16 protein-coding genes and 1 pseudogene are annotated in these 15,219 nt (G+C 59.3%); 11 read left to right on the top strand and 6 right to left on the bottom strand.

All coding sequences use genetic code 11. From position 1 onward, the window contains the following. Positions 1 to 48 precede the first annotated feature (48 nt). Both PseuLF5_RS10115 and PseuLF5_RS10120 read left to right on the top strand, forming a co-directional pair. Entirely contained in the window at positions 49 to 786 is a 738-nt protein-coding gene (locus tag PseuLF5_RS10115; protein ID WP_123465868.1) for a DUF599 domain-containing protein, read from the top strand. Continuing rightward, positions 786 to 1,187 carry an MAPEG family protein gene (locus tag PseuLF5_RS10120; protein ID WP_128614442.1) on the top strand — a complete coding sequence of 134 codons (402 nt, stop codon included), beginning with the start codon at positions 786 to 788 and terminating at the stop codon, positions 1,185 to 1,187. The genes PseuLF5_RS10115 and PseuLF5_RS10120 overlap by 1 nt, the downstream gene beginning before the upstream one ends. A 75-nt stretch (positions 1,188 to 1,262) precedes the next feature. Here the strand turns inward: PseuLF5_RS10120 and PseuLF5_RS10125 are convergent, their stop codons facing one another. Further along, positions 1,263 to 1,499 carry a hypothetical protein gene (locus PseuLF5_RS10125; protein WP_123465870.1) on the bottom strand — a complete coding sequence of 79 codons (237 nt, stop codon included), beginning with the start codon at positions 1,497 to 1,499 and terminating at the stop codon, positions 1,263 to 1,265. Between the two features lie 158 nt (positions 1,500 to 1,657). Between PseuLF5_RS10125 and PseuLF5_RS10130 the strand changes: the two genes are divergently transcribed. The 4 genes from PseuLF5_RS10130 (at position 1,658) to PseuLF5_RS10145 (ending at position 5,365) form a co-directional block, all read left to right on the top strand. Further along, positions 1,658 to 2,134, top strand: coding sequence for a PaaI family thioesterase (locus tag PseuLF5_RS10130; RefSeq protein WP_123465871.1), 477 nt, complete (start codon positions 1,658 to 1,660; stop codon positions 2,132 to 2,134). Beyond that, positions 2,131 to 2,583 (top strand): PaaI family thioesterase, encoded by a 453-nt coding sequence (locus PseuLF5_RS10135; protein WP_123465872.1) that lies wholly within the window; start codon positions 2,131 to 2,133, stop codon positions 2,581 to 2,583. Before PseuLF5_RS10130 ends, PseuLF5_RS10135 begins: the two co-directional genes overlap by 4 nt. Before the next feature lie 81 nt (positions 2,584 to 2,664). Further along, on the top strand, positions 2,665 to 4,569 hold the full coding sequence (gene htpG / locus PseuLF5_RS10140; RefSeq protein ID WP_123466006.1) for a molecular chaperone HtpG: 1,905 nt from the start codon (positions 2,665 to 2,667) through the stop codon (positions 4,567 to 4,569). 67 nt (positions 4,570 to 4,636) lie between these two features. Next, on the top strand, positions 4,637 to 5,365 hold the full coding sequence (locus PseuLF5_RS10145) for a dienelactone hydrolase family protein (RefSeq protein WP_340133421.1): 729 nt from the start codon (positions 4,637 to 4,639) through the stop codon (positions 5,363 to 5,365). 200 nt (positions 5,366 to 5,565) lie between these two features. Here the strand turns inward: PseuLF5_RS10145 and PseuLF5_RS10150 are convergent, their stop codons facing one another. Both PseuLF5_RS10150 and PseuLF5_RS10155 read right to left on the bottom strand, forming a co-directional pair. Next, complete coding sequence (locus tag PseuLF5_RS10150; RefSeq protein WP_222833388.1) at positions 5,566 to 6,432, bottom strand: pirin family protein; 867 nt, start codon at positions 6,430 to 6,432, stop codon at positions 5,566 to 5,568. Between the two features lie 61 nt (positions 6,433 to 6,493). Next, positions 6,494 to 6,910 (bottom strand): OsmC family protein, encoded by a 417-nt coding sequence (locus tag PseuLF5_RS10155; RefSeq protein WP_123465878.1) that lies wholly within the window; start codon positions 6,908 to 6,910, stop codon positions 6,494 to 6,496. Positions 6,911 to 7,038: 128 nt separating this feature from the next. Between PseuLF5_RS10155 and PseuLF5_RS10160 the strand changes: the two genes are divergently transcribed. The 3 genes and pseudogenes from PseuLF5_RS10160 to PseuLF5_RS28165 all read left to right on the top strand — a co-directional run bounded on the left by PseuLF5_RS10160 (position 7,039) and on the right by PseuLF5_RS28165 (position 9,850). After that, entirely contained in the window at positions 7,039 to 8,094 is a 1,056-nt protein-coding gene (locus PseuLF5_RS10160) for an amidohydrolase family protein (protein ID WP_123465880.1), read from the top strand. A gap of 130 nt (positions 8,095 to 8,224) precedes the next feature. Next, a pseudogene (locus PseuLF5_RS28160) lies at positions 8,225 to 8,995 on the top strand (MCP four helix bundle domain-containing protein); the annotation flags it as partial. Next, the gene (locus PseuLF5_RS28165; protein WP_418951570.1) at positions 8,987 to 9,850 is read left to right on the top strand and encodes a methyl-accepting chemotaxis protein; all 864 of its coding nucleotides are present in this window, start codon (positions 8,987 to 8,989) and stop codon (positions 9,848 to 9,850) included. The pseudogene PseuLF5_RS28160 and the gene PseuLF5_RS28165, both read left to right, overlap by 9 nt. 274 nt (positions 9,851 to 10,124) lie before the next feature. On the opposite strand, the gene PseuLF5_RS10170 is transcribed toward PseuLF5_RS28165, so the two are convergent. From PseuLF5_RS10170 to purM, 3 genes are read right to left on the bottom strand one after another with little or no spacing between them, the layout of a single operon-like run. Beyond that, on the bottom strand, positions 10,125 to 10,838 hold the full coding sequence (locus tag PseuLF5_RS10170) for a DUF3108 domain-containing protein (protein WP_336347673.1): 714 nt from the start codon (positions 10,836 to 10,838) through the stop codon (positions 10,125 to 10,127). 8 nt (positions 10,839 to 10,846) lie between these two features. Next, the gene (purN, locus tag PseuLF5_RS10175; protein WP_340133422.1) at positions 10,847 to 11,497 is read right to left on the bottom strand and encodes a phosphoribosylglycinamide formyltransferase; all 651 of its coding nucleotides are present in this window, start codon (positions 11,495 to 11,497) and stop codon (positions 10,847 to 10,849) included. Beyond that, entirely contained in the window at positions 11,497 to 12,555 is a 1,059-nt protein-coding gene (gene purM, locus PseuLF5_RS10180) for a phosphoribosylformylglycinamidine cyclo-ligase (RefSeq protein ID WP_222833384.1), read from the bottom strand. Before purM ends, purN begins: the two co-directional genes overlap by 1 nt. Before the next feature lie 374 nt (positions 12,556 to 12,929). On the opposite strand from purM, the gene PseuLF5_RS10185 reads away from it, so the two are divergent. Next, positions 12,930 to 13,988: a DUF2066 domain-containing protein gene (locus PseuLF5_RS10185; protein ID WP_340133423.1), complete on the top strand. Its 1,059-nt coding sequence runs from the start codon at positions 12,930 to 12,932 to the stop codon at positions 13,986 to 13,988. Positions 13,989 to 14,023: 35 nt separating this feature from the next. Continuing rightward, complete coding sequence (locus tag PseuLF5_RS10190; RefSeq protein WP_340133424.1) at positions 14,024 to 15,097, top strand: AI-2E family transporter; 1,074 nt, start codon at positions 14,024 to 14,026, stop codon at positions 15,095 to 15,097. The last annotated feature ends 122 nt before the right edge of the window (positions 15,098 to 15,219 follow it).

Raw genomic sequence — 15,219 nt, forward strand, 5'->3', positions numbered from 1 at the left:
GCAGGCTCACTGCTACAGGTACCGTGTTCACACTCCACAGGGAATTGCATGTCGTTCATCCAAGCCAACCTGATCCACCTGCTCGCCGCGCTCTGGTTTGTCACCTGCTGGGGCGGTTACACCCGCTATGCCAGCTGGAAGGCCCGCGACACCGCGTGCCTGGCCAGCGTACTGCACCTGTACCGCGAAGACTGGATGCGCCGCATGTTGCTACGTGACAACCGCATTGCCGATGCCAGCGTGATCGGCAATCTGGAGCGAAACGCCTCGTTCTTCGCCTCCAGCACCCTGATCATCCTGGCCGGCATTCTGACCGTGCTGGGCGCGTCGGAGCGGGCGGTGTCCTTGCTGGCGGATATTCCGATGGTGCAGCAAGCCTCCCAAGGCATGTCGGAGATCAAGTTGTTGTGCCTGGCGCTGGTGTTCGTCTATGCCTTCTTTACGTTCAGCTGGTGCATGCGCCAATACAACTTTGCCGCTGTGCTGGTGGGTTCGGCACCGATGATCGGCGAGCGTCAGGTATCCGAGCAGGAGCGCAAGGCGTTCGCATTACGGGCGGCGCGAGTTATTTCGATGGCGGCCAACCAGTTCAACTTCGGCCTGCGTTCTTACTACTTCGGCATGAGCATGCTGGCGTGGTTTGTCAGCCCGTGGCTGTTCATGTTGATGAGTGCCGGCGTCGTGCTGGTTTTGTATCGTCGCGAATTTCATTCCGACGTTCTCGACGTGATGGTCTATACCCCTACTGAGGCGCCGTTGCCCGAAGCGACTAAAGAGGCTGCTTGATGAGTATTCCGTTCTGGTGCGTGTTTATCAGTGCCTTGTTGATTTACATCGCCCGCATGCCGGTCGGCAAAGCCATGAAAGAGCAGGGCGGTTACAACAATCACCTGCCGCGCCAGCAACAGGCGCAACTTACCGGTTACGGTGCACGGGCACTGGCGGCGCATCAGAACAGCATCGAAGCGTTCATCCTGTTTGCCGTCGGCGTGCTGATGGCGCACACCACGCAAACCCAGGGATGGTTGATTGATGCCCTGGCGATCATCTTTGTCATCGCGCGGATTCTCTACATCTGGTTGTACCTGGCTGATAAACCGTCCCTGCGCAGTCTGACGTGGCTGGTCGGCCTCATTTGCTCTTTGTTGCTGATGATTAGTCCGACTTTTAGAACTGTTTTGCTCTAACGCGGATGACCGCTAAATCACAGGCAAAAGAAAACCCGCACTTGGCGGGTTTTCTTTTTCTGCATCAAGTCGCAATTATTGCTTCTTGGCAGCTTCGTCTTGTGCAGCCTGATTCGATTCAGCCTGAGCTTTGGCAGCTTCGGCGTTTTCTTTTGCTGCGTCGTTCACTTTATCCTGAGCTTTGTTCATGTCTTGCTGAGCTTGTTCAGCATGTTGGTTGGCATCTTGAGCTTTGTCCTCGGATTTTTTATCGCAGGCAGCGAGACCGAGGGAAGCGGTCAACATCAAGGCAATAGCTAAAGTCTTACGCATGGGGTGTTTCTCCTTATGGAAAATAACTACTGGCCTTAAGAACTCGGTCGTGAGGGTTAAGTTCCTCATTTCTTTCAGATATATAAGTTTGTTTTGCAGCGGAACTTTTGCGCTGTTTCCTACTACTGGCAAAAGGCTCCAGCGAGGGTAATTATCCAATGGCCGAAAACCCCGTTTTTGAGCGCGCGACACGATTTCTTTCCGCCTTGCGCCACTGTCAGGTCCTAGGCTTGAAGGTGCACAGCGCCTCCAGCGAAGGGCTCACCGTTATCCTGCCGTACAGCCAGCAAATCGTCGGCAATCCACAGACCGGAGTGATTCATGGCGGCGCCATTACCTCGTTGATGGACACGGCTTGTGGCATGTCAACGTTGTGCGTACTGCCGGAGTTTGAAGTCTGCCCGACCCTCGATCTGCGTATCGACTACATGCACGCCGCTGAACCGCACAAGGATGTCTACGGTTTCGCCCAATGCTATCGGGTGACCACCGATGTGATCTTCGCTCGCGGTTTTGCCTATCAGGACGATCCCGACACACCCATTGCCCACGTGGTCGGCACGTTTATGCGCATGGGCAAGGGCATCAAGGGCGCTCAAGGCTTTGGCGGCAAAATAAAAGGAGAGGGGCAGTGAGTGACGACCTGAAACAACAGTTGCAAGCCGCTCACGCTCAGGGTGATTACGCACCGTTACTGAAGCTGATCCCGTATGCCGGCCTGATCGGCATCGAATGCTCGCGGGTCGGCGATGAGCTGCTGTTCAAGCTGCCAGCGAACAAGGACAACATTGGTAACCCTTTACTGCCGGCGATCCACGGCGGGGTGATTGCCGGGTTCATGGAGCTGGCTGCCGCCCTGCATCTGTTGATCTTCACCGGCGCACCGGGTGTACCGAAGATTATCGACTTCTCCCTTGATTATCTGCGGGCCGGGCAGTTTCGCGACACCTGGGCCAAGTGTCAGGTCTGCCGCCAGGGGCGACGCGTCGCCAACGTTGCCGTGACCGCCTGGCAAAGTACCGAAAGCGAGCCGATTGCCACCGCCCGCGCGCACTTCAAAATCGATGAGCCCTTGAAATCCTGAACGCTGCCCCCAACTCAGTGAACAACCCGCCGCCGACCATTCGGGTCGCGGCCAATGCCATCTGATTGGAGTTTGATGACCATGAGTGTGGAAACTCAAAAGGAAACCCTGGGCTTCCAGACCGAGGTAAAGCAGCTGCTGCACCTCATGATCCATTCGCTGTATTCCAACAAGGAAATCTTCCTTCGCGAATTGATCTCGAACGCCTCTGACGCTGTCGACAAGCTGCGCTTCGAAGCCCTGGCCAAGCCTGAGTTGCTCGAAGGTGGCGCTGACTTGAAAATCCGTGTGAGCTTCGACAAGGACGCCAAGACCGTCACGCTCGAAGACAACGGTATCGGCATGAACCGTGACGATGTGATCACCCACCTGGGGACCATCGCCAAATCGGGCACCGCCGATTTCATGAAGAATCTCTCGGGCGATCAGAAGAAGGATTCGCACCTGATCGGCCAGTTCGGTGTCGGCTTCTACTCCGCCTTCATCGTTGCCGACAAAGTTGACGTGTACAGCCGTCGCGCCGGCACCCCGGCCAGCGAAGGTGTGCACTGGTCGTCAAAAGGCGAGGGCGAGTTCGAAGTCGCCACTGTCGACAAGCCAGAGCGCGGTACCCGCATCGTCCTGCACCTGAAATCCGGTGAAGACGAGTTCGCCGATGGCTGGCGTCTGCGCAATATCATCAAGAAGTACTCCGACCACATCGCGCTGCCGATCGAGCTGCCGAAAGAAGTGGCTGCTGCCGAAGGCGAAGAGAAGCCTGAAGTTGAATGGGAAACCGTCAACCGCGCCAGCGCCCTGTGGACCCGTCCGCGCACTGAGGTGAAGGACGAGGAATACCAGGAGTTCTACAAGCACATCGCCCACGACTTCGAAAACCCGCTGGCCTGGAGCCACAACAAGGTCGAAGGCAAGCTCGAATACAGCTCGCTGCTGTACGTGCCGGCCCGTGCACCGTTCGACCTGTACCAGCGTGAAGCGCCGAAAGGCCTGAAGCTGTACGTGCAGCGTGTGTTCGTCATGGATCAGGCCGAGTCCTTCCTGCCGCTGTACCTGCGCTTCATCAAGGGTGTGGTCGATTCCAACGACCTGTCGCTGAACGTGTCGCGGGAAATCCTGCAGAAAGACCCGATCATCGACTCGATGAAAACCGCGCTGACCAAGCGCGTACTGGACATGCTGGAAAAACTGGCGAAAAACGAGCCTGAGCAATACAAGGGCTTCTGGAAGAACTTCGGTCAGGTCATGAAAGAAGGCCCGGCAGAAGATTTCGCCAACAAGGAAAAAATTGCCGGTTTGCTGCGTTTCGCATCGACCAATGGCGACGACGGCGAGCAGATCGTCGGTCTGGCCGACTACCTGGCCCGCGCCAAGGAAGGTCAGGACAAGATCTACTACCTCACCGGCGAAACCTACGCGCAGGTCAAGAACAGCCCGCACCTGGAAGTCTTCCGCAAGAAAGGCATCGAAGTGCTGCTGCTGACCGACCGCATCGACGAGTGGCTGATGAGCTACCTCAGCGAATTCGACGGCAAGACCTTCGTTGACGTGGCACGCGGTGATCTCGATCTGGGCAACCTGGACTCGGAAGAGGACAAGAAGGCCGCAGAAGAAGTCGCCAAGTCCAAAGAAGGTCTGGTCGAGCGCCTGAAAACCGCGCTGGGCGATTCCGTTGCCGAGGTTCGCGTGTCCCACCGTCTGACCGATTCGCCAGCCATTCTGGCCATCGGCGAACAGGACCTGGGCCTGCAAATGCGCCAGATCCTTGAAGCCAGCGGCCAGAAAGTGCCGGATTCGAAGCCGATCTTCGAATTCAACCCGAGCCACCCGCTGATCGAGAAACTCGACGGCGAGCAGAACGAAGGGCGTTTTGGCGACCTGTCGCACATCCTCTTCGATCAGGCCGCTCTGGCGGCTGGCGAGAGCTTGAAAGACCCGGCCGCTTACGTGACCCGTCTGAACAAGCTGCTGGTTGAGCTGTCAGCTTAATCACGTTGTAGAAAAACCCGCTTCGGCGGGTTTTTTCATTCTGGTGTTTAACATTCAGGAGTCAGAAATGAGCCAAGTCACTGTACGTTCTGTGGTCTATCAGCTTGATGGCCAGCCTTTTGAAGGTCGTCTGGCGTTTGACGCCGAGCACAAGGGCGCACGCCCGGGCCTGTTGATGGCGCCAAACTGGATGGGCGTCAGCGCTGGCGCGGAAGAAATCGCCAAGTCAGTTGCGGCCAAGGGCTACGTGGTGTTGATTGCCGACGTGTACGGTCAGGCCGTGCGTCCGCAAAATGCGGATCAGGCAGGCGCCGCGATGATGCCGTTGAAGGACGACCGCGCACTGCTGCGCAAGCGCATGCAGGCGGCGTTCGAGCAGTTGAAAAAGCAGGGCGAGGCGGCGGTCGATACCTCGAAACTGGCGGTGTTCGGTTTCTGCTTCGGCGGTTGCTGCGCACTGGATCTGGCGCGCACGGGCGTGCCGGTGAGGGCGGCGGTGTCGTTCCACGGTACGCTGGATTCGCCGAACCCGGCAGACGCGAAGAACATCAAGGGCTCGGTGCTGGTGCTGCACGGCGCTGCCGATCCGTTGGTGCCGAAAGAGCAATTGCCGGCATTTGAAGACGAGATGAACGCAGCGAACGTGGATTGGCAGTTGCTGAGCTATGGCGGTGCGGTGCACTCGTTCACCGATCCGCATGCCAATGTGCCGGGCAAGATGATGTACGACGCAAAGACCGCCAAGCGCGCGTTCAAGTCGATGCATGATTTGCTGGATGAAGTGTTCAAGGACTGAAAAGCGAAAAGCCCCTCATCGGAACGCCGCCCACCTGACCCTCTCCCGGAGGTAGAGGGGACTGAATGGGGGATGTTGATGAGTTACCCCGACCTGAAAGTGTGTTGGTGAATCCATAATCGCCAAGACTTTTCAGGTCGGTGTATGACCCTCACCCCAGCCCTCTCCCTCTGGGAGAGGGCTGGGGTGAGGGTCAAGGCTTAACGCGGCAATTCAATTCGCTCGATTTCTCCCGGCACCGTCGGCCAATCCCCGGCCGCCCACTTGCGCCGCGCCTCATCAATCGCCGCCGGATCGCTCGCGACAAAATTCCAGTTGATCCGCCGCGGGCCGTCCAGCGCCGCGCCACCGAACACCACCGCATGTACATTGCTGTCGGCAAACAGACTCATCTCTTCGCCTGTCGGCAACACCACCAGCGCATGCGGTTCGATCACTTCACCGTTCAACTGCGCATCACCACTTAACACATACACCGCCCGCTCCTCATGCTCGGCGGGAATCAGCAGCGTGGTCGCGGTTTGCATCTGCACTTCGGCGTACAGCGTAGGAGAAAGCACCGGCACCGGCGATTCCAGGCAAAAGCCTGACCCGGCAATCATGCGGATCTGTACGCCAAGGTTATCGCTGACCGGCAAAGTTGCCGCCGGATAGTGGCTGTAATGCCCCGGACCTTGTTCGTGTTCCTTGGGCGAGGCCAACCAGATCTGCAAGCCGTGCATCGTGAAGCTTTGTTCCCACAACGCTTCCGGTGTGCGCTCGACGTGTGCGATCGCACTGCCGGCGGTCATCCAGCTGACATCACCGGCCTGGACCACCTGGTCGGAACCAAGGCTGTCCTTGTGCTGGATCTGCCCTTCAAACAAATAGGTGAGTGTCGACAGACCAATGTGCGGATGCTGTCGGATGTTCATGCCTTTGCCCGTCGGATAAACCGTTTCAAGCATGTGGTCGAAAAACACGAAAGGCCCGACGCTGCGGCATTTGGCTGACGGCAACGGGCGCAGAATCGGCTGGCCTTCGACGTCTTCGGCGCGCGGGCGGATGATCAGAGGTTGCGTGTCCATGGTGCATTCCAGGCTGAGCGGGTGATGCCAGAAGCATAACCCGCCGCTGGCAAGAGGGTGATTACTGGCTGTCGAAGCCCTGTGGGGCGTGGGTTTCGATGGTCACTTCGCTGGTGGTCATCAGCTTGTGGATCGGGCAGCGATCCGCTACGCGCAGCAACTCCTCACGCTGGGCATCGGTGAGGACGCCCTTAAGGGTGAGCGTCACGTGCAGCACATATTTGCCTTTTTGCTCTTCGCTGTTGTCGCGTTTGACCTCGACACCGACGCCGGTCAGCGGGATGTCTTTCTTCTTCGCGTACATCTTCAGGGTCAAGGCTTTGCAGGCACCGAGTGCGGCATCGAAATAATCGTGTGGCTCGGGCGCCGAGCCTTCGCCACCGGCAGACTTCGGTACGTCGGCAAACAATTCGTGGTCGTCGATCTGTACGGTGTGACGAAAACCTTCGGCGGAGACGGTATTGACGGTAACGGTCATGGCAACCTCACTGGCAGTAGGAAAAGTCATTCGATCAAAAAAGACCTTGCAGTTATAGAGCATTCCTACAGAGGCGCGTTCCACTTTCCTGCAGGATGAACCCTTGTCGCCGGCTCGGGGTCTAGGCTATGTCTACCTGCCGGAGATTACTTGTGCCCTTGTTTCGTTTGAGTCTTGCCTGCTTGCTGGTATTTGCCGGCGCCGCCAGTGCCCGCGATTACACCTACAGCGATGCGCACCTGCACTACGTGGATTTTTTCCAGGAGACCGCGGGTATGGCGAAACTGCTGACAGCGATGAAGGACAACTCCGTCGAGCACGTGATGATTTCCGGTATTCCGGTGGCGAAGAAGTGGCATGAAGACGAACCCAAGCGCCCGCGCTATTACGCCGGTGATGACGCTGATGCCTATTGGTACAGCGCCACCGATGTGATCATCGCCGATGCGGTGCAAAAACTCGCCCCGGAGCAGCGCCCGTACTTTCACCCATTCCTCTCGGGGTTCAATCCCAACGACAAGAACTCTGCTGCGCACATCCAGCGCATGCTCGATCTGTATCCGGGGCTGTGGCAGGGCATTGGCGAGGTGTTTACGCGTCACGACGATCTCACGGCGCTGACCTCCGGTGACACGCCGCGTGCTAACAATGAGGCGATGACGAAGATCTATCACCTGGCGGCGGAAAACGATCTGCCGGTGATGCTGCATTCGAACATCACCTCAAAGCGTGAGAAAAATCCGCTGTACCTGAAGGAAATCGAAGAGCCGCTGCGCAATCATCCGCATACGCGCTTTATCTGGGCGCACGCGGGGACGAGCGCGGAAATTCATCGGCACCAGACGCAACTGAAATTTCTTCTGCCCACCGTCAGCCGGTTGCTTGAGGCTTATCCGAATCTGTTCGTCGATCTGTCGTGGAGCATGCTCACGCCGTATCTGCTGGATGAACAGGGCAGGCCACGTGCGGAGTGGCTGGCCTTGGTGGAGAAATACCCGGAGCGCTTCATGCTCGGCTCTGACGTCGTCGGCCGATTCAACAAGCTCGGCCGGGAGATGCACAGTTTCACGCCCTTTCTTGATGCCTTGCCCGAAGACGTTGCCCGTAAAGTCGCCCGGGATAACTTCCTGGCTATATTGCCGCGAACAGCGGCTAAGTCCGGGAAAACCTCGCTGAAACGTTAATGCCAAAGGTTCGAAGTATTAAGGCCTTTTGATATCACCTTTTGGTCTTACGCAAATTTTCGCCGGGCCGATACCTTCTAAAGCAACCAGCTGCAGGGTTGATGCAGCGCTTTTGGAAGGAACCAGCGTAATGAGTATCCGAAGTCTCAATATTGCCCCGCGCGCCGGGCTGGGGTTTGGCTTGCTGGGTTTGATGGTGTTTGCCTTGGGGGCTTTCGCCTTGCTGCAAATGTCGAACATGCGGGCGCAATCCGATGAAGTCGATAACAACTGGCTGCCGAGCGTCATGGCAGTGGGCGAGATGAGTCAGGACATACTGCGCTTGCGGGCCCTGACCATGCGGCTGCTGCTCAATCGCGATCCGCAAGCGATTTCGCAGAATGTCGCCAAGCTTGATGATCTGCGGGGGGTACTCAGCGAGGCCCAGCAGCGTTATGACGTGCTGATCGTGCTGCCCGAGGAGCGCAAGCTGTTTGACCGCTTCAAGGTTGCCGAGCACAAGTACCTGGAGCTGCAGGCGCAGGTCATGCAGTTGTCCGCGCAAAACCGCGTGGAGGAAGCCGCTGCGATTCTCAACGGCGAGATGAGTCCCTTGGCCGATGAGATGGCGGTGACCCTCAAAGAACTGGTCGAGCTGAACAAACACAATGCCAGTCTCGCCACCGAGGCGGCGCGACTGGTGTTTATCAATTCGCGGTTGTGGGTCGGGGTCATGATCGGTGTCACGGCGCTGATTACGATCGGACTGGCGCTGCTGCTGACCCGTAGCATTGTGCTGCCGCTGGCGCAGTCGCTGGGTGTTGCCGAAGTGGTGGCGGGCGGCGATCTGACCGGCGACATCAACATCTCCGGAAAGGACGAGCCGGCGCGGCTGCTGCATGCGCTGAAAAGCATGCAACACAACCTGCGCGACACCATTCGCAAGATCTCCGAGTCGTCCAGTCAACTGGCGTCGGCGTCGGAGGAGCTCAGCTGCGTCACGGAAGACGCGACGCGCGGCTTGCATCAGCAGAGCCTGGAGATTGAGCAGGCCGCCACGGCGGTGAATCAGATGACCGCTGCCGTGGAAGAGGTGGCGAGCAATGCGGTGGCGACTTCCGAGGCGTCGCGCGAGTCTGACCGCATTGCCCAGCATGGTCGCGAACAAGTGCAGCAAACCGTTTCGTCGATTGAGCTACTCGCCGAAGACGTGACCAACAATGCGTCGCAGGTCGAAGATCTGGCGCAGAAGGTTCATGGCATCAGCAAAGTGCTGGATGTGATTCGTTCAATCGCCGAGCAGACCAATCTGCTCGCATTGAACGCCGCGATTGAAGCTGCGCGGGCCGGTGATGCCGGACGCGGATTCGCGGTAGTGGCCGATGAGGTGCGGGCGTTGGCTCATCGCACCCAGCAGTCAACGCAGGAGATTGAACAGATGATTGGTGGCATCCAACAGGGCACCGATTCGGCGGTCAATTCGATGCAGCAAAGCAATGTGCGTGCGCGTTCGACGCTCGAGTTGGCCAAGGCCGCCGGGACTGCACTTGAAGAGATCGCCTCGGCGTTCACGCTGATCAACGAGCGTAACCTGGTGATTGCCAGTGCGTCCGAAGAGCAGGCGGCGGTGGCGCGAGAGGTGGATCGCAACCTGATGAATATTCGCGATCTGGCGATGCAGACCTCGGCGGGGGCCAATCAGACGAGTGCGGCGAGTCAGGAGTTGTCGCGGTTGGCGGTGGATTTGAACAGCATGGTGGCGAAATTTTCGGTTTGAGTTTCGCCTTCAAAAGCCCCTCACCCTAGCCCTCTCCCGGAGGGAGAGGGGACCGACCGTGCGATGCTTTGTACATCCGTCGACCTGAAACTGCCTGGGTGAATCCATAATCGACTCGATCTTTCAGGTCGATACATAGCCTCAGACATCTCGGTCAGATCCCTCTCCCTCGGGAGAGGGCTGGGGTGAGGGGCAAAGGTGGCACAAAAAGCCGGGTTAAACGCAGGCGAAAAAAAGCCCCGCATTTCGCGGGGCTCTTTGCTGTAGCGGCGGATCAGCTGCCTTTGACAGCCTTGCCGTTGACCGTGCCGTCCTGGAGCATGATGTTGTACTCCTTGCCGTCGGTTTCAACCTGTTGCAGACGAACCAGCAGGTAATCCCAGTCCTTGGCGAACCACAGCACGGTGATGCGCTTGCTTTGTGTCGGATCGCGTACGCGCTCGACCTTGATCGCATCGATCTGGCCGGCCTTGGTCTCGACTTTTTCCGAACCGAGCACGCGGAAGTCATAGGTATCGACTTCACCGTCATCGACCACCTGATAGCTCATGGTCTTCTTGCCGGCGGCGACATCGTGCTGCAGCGCCAGTTGATAGGTGGACTTGTCGACCATGCCACGGTTCAACGGGATCTTCACCGCGTCACCACGGTCGGTGCCGGTGACGAGCTTGTTGGTCCAGTCGAAGTCCAGATCGGCCTTTTTCGCTTTGCCCAGGCCGCCGCGTTCGAAGTGGTAGGACTGTGGCAGCAGGGTGTCCTTGTCCAGGGTCAGGGTGCTTTCTTCAGTCAGGCTGGCGATCATCATCGAGGCCTTGAAGCTGAGCTTCCAGGTGCCGTTGGCTTCTTTGACCAGGCTGCGCTCGGCTGTGCCGCTCATGGGCAGCTGCTTCCAGTCGGCGGTGTAGCTGGCGGAGAACGGTTGAAGGTCCGCAGCCTGCGCGAAGGGCAGGGCGAGCAGAGCGCAAGCGAAGAGCAGGGCGCGACGCATAATATCTCCTAGTTTCGAATCAAGTGGCCGCTGGCCGCGAGTAACTGGCCATCCAGTAAAGCACCGTGTTCACCGAGTGCCAGCCTGCCTTCGGCAAACCAGCGTACTGCCATCGGGTAGATCAGGTGTTCCTGAACGTGGACTCGCTGCGCGAGACTCTGCGGCGTGTCGTGCAACTCTACCGGTAATACTGCCTGTACGACCAGTGGTCCGCCATCGAGTTCCTCGGTGACGAAGTGCACGGAGCAGCCGTGCTCCGTGTCGCCGGCCTCCAGCGCGCGCTGATGAGTGTGTAACCCTTTGTATTTGGGCAACAACGAGGGGTGGATGTTGAGCAGGCGACCCTGGTAGTGGCGCACGAAATCGGCGCTGAGAATGCGCATGAAACCGGCCAGTACCACGAGTTTTGGGTTGAATTCGTCGATCAGTTTGATCAGGGCAGCATCGAAGGCCTCGCGACCTTCGAAAGCCTTGTGATCCAGCGAGCGGGTGGCGATACCCGCGTCGCTGGCACGTTGCAGGCCGTAGGCGTCGGCGCGGTTGGAAATCACCGCAGCGATGCGGACCGGGCTGTCGCCGGTCCGCGTGCTGTCGATCAGAGCCTGCAAGTTACTGCCGGTGCCGGACAACAGCACCACAACATCACAGGTCTTGGACATCAGTGAGCCTTGAGGTTCTTCAGCTCAACCTGAGCGGCGCCTTCGGCGGCCACGGCGATCTGGCCGATGACCCAAGGCTGTTCGCCGGCGTCACGCAGGGTGTTCAGGGCGACTTCAACGTGCTCCTGAGCCACGCAGATCACCATGCCAACGCCGCAGTTCAGCACGCGGTGCATCTCGGTCTCGTCGACGTTGCCTTTCTCTTGCAGCCAGTCGAACACGGCAGGGCGAGTCCAGCTTGCTACGTCGACCACGGCCTGAGCGCCTTTTGGCAGAACGCGCGGGATGTTGTCCAGCAGGCCGCCACCGGTGATGTGGGCCATGGCTTTGACGGCGCCGGTGTCTTTGATCAGCTTGAGCAGCGGCTTCACGTAGATGCGGGTCGGGGCCATCAGCAGGTCGGTCAGCGGTTTGCCGTCGAGCTGGATGCTTTCGATGTCGGCGCCGGATACCTCAATGATCTTGCGGATCAGCGAGTAGCCGTTGGAGTGCGGGCCGGACGATGGCAGGGCGATCAGGGCGTCACCGGTGGCGACTTTCGAGCCGTCGATGATTTCCGATTTTTCCACGACGCCGACGCAGAAGCCGGCCAGGTCGTAGTCTTCGCCTTCGTACATGCCAGGCATTTCAGCGGTTTCGCCGCCCACCAGCGAGCAACCGGACAGTTCGCAGCCGGCGCCGATGCCAGTCACAACCTGGGCAGCGGTGTCGACATTCAGTTTGCCGGTGGCGTAGTAGTCGAGGAAGAACAGTGGCTCAGCGCCGCACACCACCAGATCGTTGACGCACATGGCGACCAGGTCGATGCCGATGCTGTCGTGCTTGTTCAGGTTCAGCGCCAGACGCAGCTTGGTGCCGACACCGTCAGTGCCGGAAACCAGTACAGGCTGCTTGTAGCCGGCCGGGATTTCGCAGAGGGCGCCGAAACCGCCCAGGCCGCCCATGACTTCCGGGCGCGCAGTGCGCTTGGCGACGCTCTTGATGCGTTCGACCAATGCTTCACCGGCGTCGATGTCTACACCGGCGTCCTTGTAGCTCAGGGAGGGTTGCTTGCTCATGATCCAGGCCTTTAGGGGAGGGGATTCAGGGGTAACGACCGAGTTCAGCGGGAACACCGAATCCGACAGGGGCGATTGCCTCACGCGAAGTTCGGGGTGCCCGGCTGTTGCCGGTCTGCGAAGGCGCGCGATTTTATCAGGCTTGAGGGGCAGCGGCCATCCTCGCACCGACGGGCAGAGCCATATAGGCGGAAATTTTTTGCAATTGAGGCGTGCGGGTGCCTGTATAAGGTGGCTCAATTAACCGTCTATCGTTATCACTGTGCAAAAACTTACCGCCGCCGTGTGAATGTTTTGCGATGGCAGATTGTCACAGCCTTGCTCAACCGGTTCACGCGGCCTGTTCCAGCCGCTCCTGTCGACGGGAATTTTCCATGCGTTTTTGTAAATTGTTGTTTGTGGGTTGTTTGTCTCTGGTCAGCCTGGCGAGTCATGCCGAAAACCTCAAAGGCCTTTATCAGGTGCGTGAGCCGGTCCACGGTCAGGCGCCGGAAGAGCGTGATCGCGCCACGCAAGCCGCGCTGGACACGTTGGTGCTGCGCCTGACCGGCGACCCGAAGGCAGTGCAAAATCCGGGGCTGGCGGCCATTCGCAAGGATCCGCAGCAGATCATCAGTCAGTTCGGTTTCGATGCCGGGCCGCCGGAGGTGCTGAAAGTCGATTTCGATCCGGCCACCACCGAGCAGGCGCTGCGCCGTGCCGGGTTGTCTTTGTGGGGGGCCAGTCGTCCCTCGATTCTGAGCTGGTGGCTGAACGATTCGGCTGAAGGCTCGAGCCTGGTCGGAGACGGTCAGGCCGCAGCTGCACCGTTGCGCACGGCTGCCCAGCATCGCGGATTACCGCTGCGTTTGCCGCTGGCGGATCTGAGCGAGCAACTGGTGGCTACCGCACCCGCGCTGGAAGGCACCGATCCGGCACCACTGCGTGGCGCTTCGGAACGTTACAGCGCTGACGCCTTGCTGGCGGTGCATGCGCGTGAAGAGGGCGGGCAGTGGCAGGCCAAATGGCATCTGTGGCTGGGCGATCAGAAAGAGGCCGGCAGCGTGCAGGGCGCCGACCAGGCGGCGGTGGCCGACGCGGTGATGCTGGCGGTGGCCGAGCGTCTGGCACCGCGGTTTGTTGCCAAGCCTGGGGTGTCGGGTCAACAGACCCTGGAAGTGCAGGGGATGAATCTGGAGCACTACGCCGCGTTGCTGCGGTTACTCGAGCCGTTCGGTGTGCGTCTGCAAAGTGTCGAGGGTGATCGCATCGTGTATCGGGTCAACGGCAGTGCCGATCAGTTGCGTGCGCAATTGTCATTGGCGAAGTTGCAGGAATTGCCGGCTGAAGCGCCGGCACCGGCGGCGGCGCCACAACCGACGGTTGCCGGTGCCGCGCCGGTTGTCGCTGCGGCTACGGCACCTGTGGCGCCATCGTTGCGGTTTCGCTGGTAAGTCTTTCCTTATATAGAAGCAACAGGAGTGGGTACATGGCCGATTCGCGGCGTTGGTTCTGGCTCGGTGGGGTAGTCCTGCTTTGCGCGTTTGTCTGGTTGCTGCATCCGATCCTCACGCCGTTTCTGGTGGCCTTGCTGCTGGCCTATCTGTTCGATCCGCTGGTGGATCGTCTTGAGCGGCTCGGCCTGTCGCGGACCTGGGGCGTAATCGCGGTGTTTGCCTTGTTCACGCTGATCGTCACAACCCTGTTGCTGGTGTTGGTGCCCATGCTCGCCAAGCAGTTGCTGCGTTTGTATGAACTGGCGCCGCAGATGCTCGACTGGCTGCAACACACGGCGTTGCCGTGGGCGCAGTCGAAACTGGGGCTGGCAGACGGCTTCTGGAAGTTCGACAAGGTCAAGGCGGCGATCAGCGAGCACATGGGGCAGACCACTGACATTGTCGGTGTGGTGCTGAGTCAGGCCACGGCTTCCAGCCTGGCGCTGATCGGCTGGCTGGCGAATCTGGTGCTGATTCCGGTCGTGAGCTTTTACCTGCTGCGCGACTGGGACGTGATGATGGCCAAGATCCGCAGCCTGTTGCCGCGTGATCGTGAGGAGACCATCGTCTCGCTGGCCGGTGAATGCCATGAGGTGCTCGGCGCGTTTGTGCGCGGGCAATTGCTGGTAATGCTGGCGCTGGGCGTGATCTATGCCGCGGGGTTGATGATCGTCGGCCTGGAACTGGGTCTGTTGATTGGCTTGATTGCGGGGCTGGCGGCGATCGTGCCGTACATGGGGTTCGTGATCGGGATTGGCGCGGCGCTGATTGCCGGGTTGTTCCAGTTCGGTGGCGACCTGTATCCGATGATCGGGATTGTCGCGGTGTTTATGGTCGGTCAGGCGCTCGAGGGTATGGTGCTGACGCCGCTGCTGGTCGGCGATCGCATCGGTCTGCACCCGGTTGCGGTGATCTTTGCCATCCTCGCCGGTGGCGAGTTGTTCGGCTTCACCGGTGTGCTGCTGGCGCTGCCGGTGGCGGCGGTGATCATGGTGCTGGTGCGCCATGTGCACGACCTGTACAAGGATTCCGACATCTATAGTGGCGTGGATGAGCCAGAGCTGTAGAGGAGAGGGTCAACCCGGCGAAGCGTCGGGTTGGCCCGTGTCCTGCAGGCCCTGGCGCCAAAGAATCTGTCATAAAACCAGCGTGTTAACGCAAACCTTTGATTTTGCTTGGACTCTGTCGC

The sequence above is a fragment of the Pseudomonas sp. LF-5 genome, from assembly GCF_037626295.1.
GTDB classification, from domain to species: domain Bacteria; phylum Pseudomonadota; class Gammaproteobacteria; order Pseudomonadales; family Pseudomonadaceae; genus Aquipseudomonas; species Aquipseudomonas monsensis.

Excerpts from the sequence above, each read along its gene's own strand:
- PseuLF5_RS10115 (WP_123465868.1), top strand. The coding sequence starts at position 49 with ATGTCGTTCATCCAAGCCAACCTGATCCACCTGCTCGCCGCGCTCTGG.
- PseuLF5_RS10120 (WP_128614442.1), top strand. The coding sequence starts at position 786 with ATGAGTATTCCGTTCTGGTGCGTGTTTATCAGTGCCTTGTTGATTTAC.
- PseuLF5_RS10125 (WP_123465870.1), bottom strand. The coding sequence starts at position 1,499 with ATGCGTAAGACTTTAGCTATTGCCTTGATGTTGACCGCTTCCCTCGGT.
- PseuLF5_RS10130 (WP_123465871.1), top strand. The coding sequence starts at position 1,658 with ATGGCCGAAAACCCCGTTTTTGAGCGCGCGACACGATTTCTTTCCGCC.
- htpG (WP_123466006.1), top strand. The coding sequence starts at position 2,665 with ATGAGTGTGGAAACTCAAAAGGAAACCCTGGGCTTCCAGACCGAGGTA.
- PseuLF5_RS10145 (WP_340133421.1), top strand. The coding sequence starts at position 4,637 with ATGAGCCAAGTCACTGTACGTTCTGTGGTCTATCAGCTTGATGGCCAG.
- PseuLF5_RS10150 (WP_222833388.1), bottom strand. The coding sequence starts at position 6,432 with ATGGACACGCAACCTCTGATCATCCGCCCGCGCGCCGAAGACGTCGAA.
- PseuLF5_RS10155 (WP_123465878.1), bottom strand. The coding sequence starts at position 6,910 with ATGACCGTTACCGTCAATACCGTCTCCGCCGAAGGTTTTCGTCACACC.
- PseuLF5_RS10160 (WP_123465880.1), top strand. The coding sequence starts at position 7,039 with ATGTCTACCTGCCGGAGATTACTTGTGCCCTTGTTTCGTTTGAGTCTT.
- PseuLF5_RS28165 (WP_418951570.1), top strand. The coding sequence starts at position 8,987 with ATGCAACACAACCTGCGCGACACCATTCGCAAGATCTCCGAGTCGTCC.
- PseuLF5_RS10170 (WP_336347673.1), bottom strand. The coding sequence starts at position 10,838 with ATGCGTCGCGCCCTGCTCTTCGCTTGCGCTCTGCTCGCCCTGCCCTTC.
- purN (WP_340133422.1), bottom strand. The coding sequence starts at position 11,497 with ATGTCCAAGACCTGTGATGTTGTGGTGCTGTTGTCCGGCACCGGCAGT.
- purM (WP_222833384.1), bottom strand. The coding sequence starts at position 12,555 with ATGAGCAAGCAACCCTCCCTGAGCTACAAGGACGCCGGTGTAGACATC.
- PseuLF5_RS10185 (WP_340133423.1), top strand. The coding sequence starts at position 12,930 with ATGCGTTTTTGTAAATTGTTGTTTGTGGGTTGTTTGTCTCTGGTCAGC.
- PseuLF5_RS10190 (WP_340133424.1), top strand. The coding sequence starts at position 14,024 with ATGGCCGATTCGCGGCGTTGGTTCTGGCTCGGTGGGGTAGTCCTGCTT.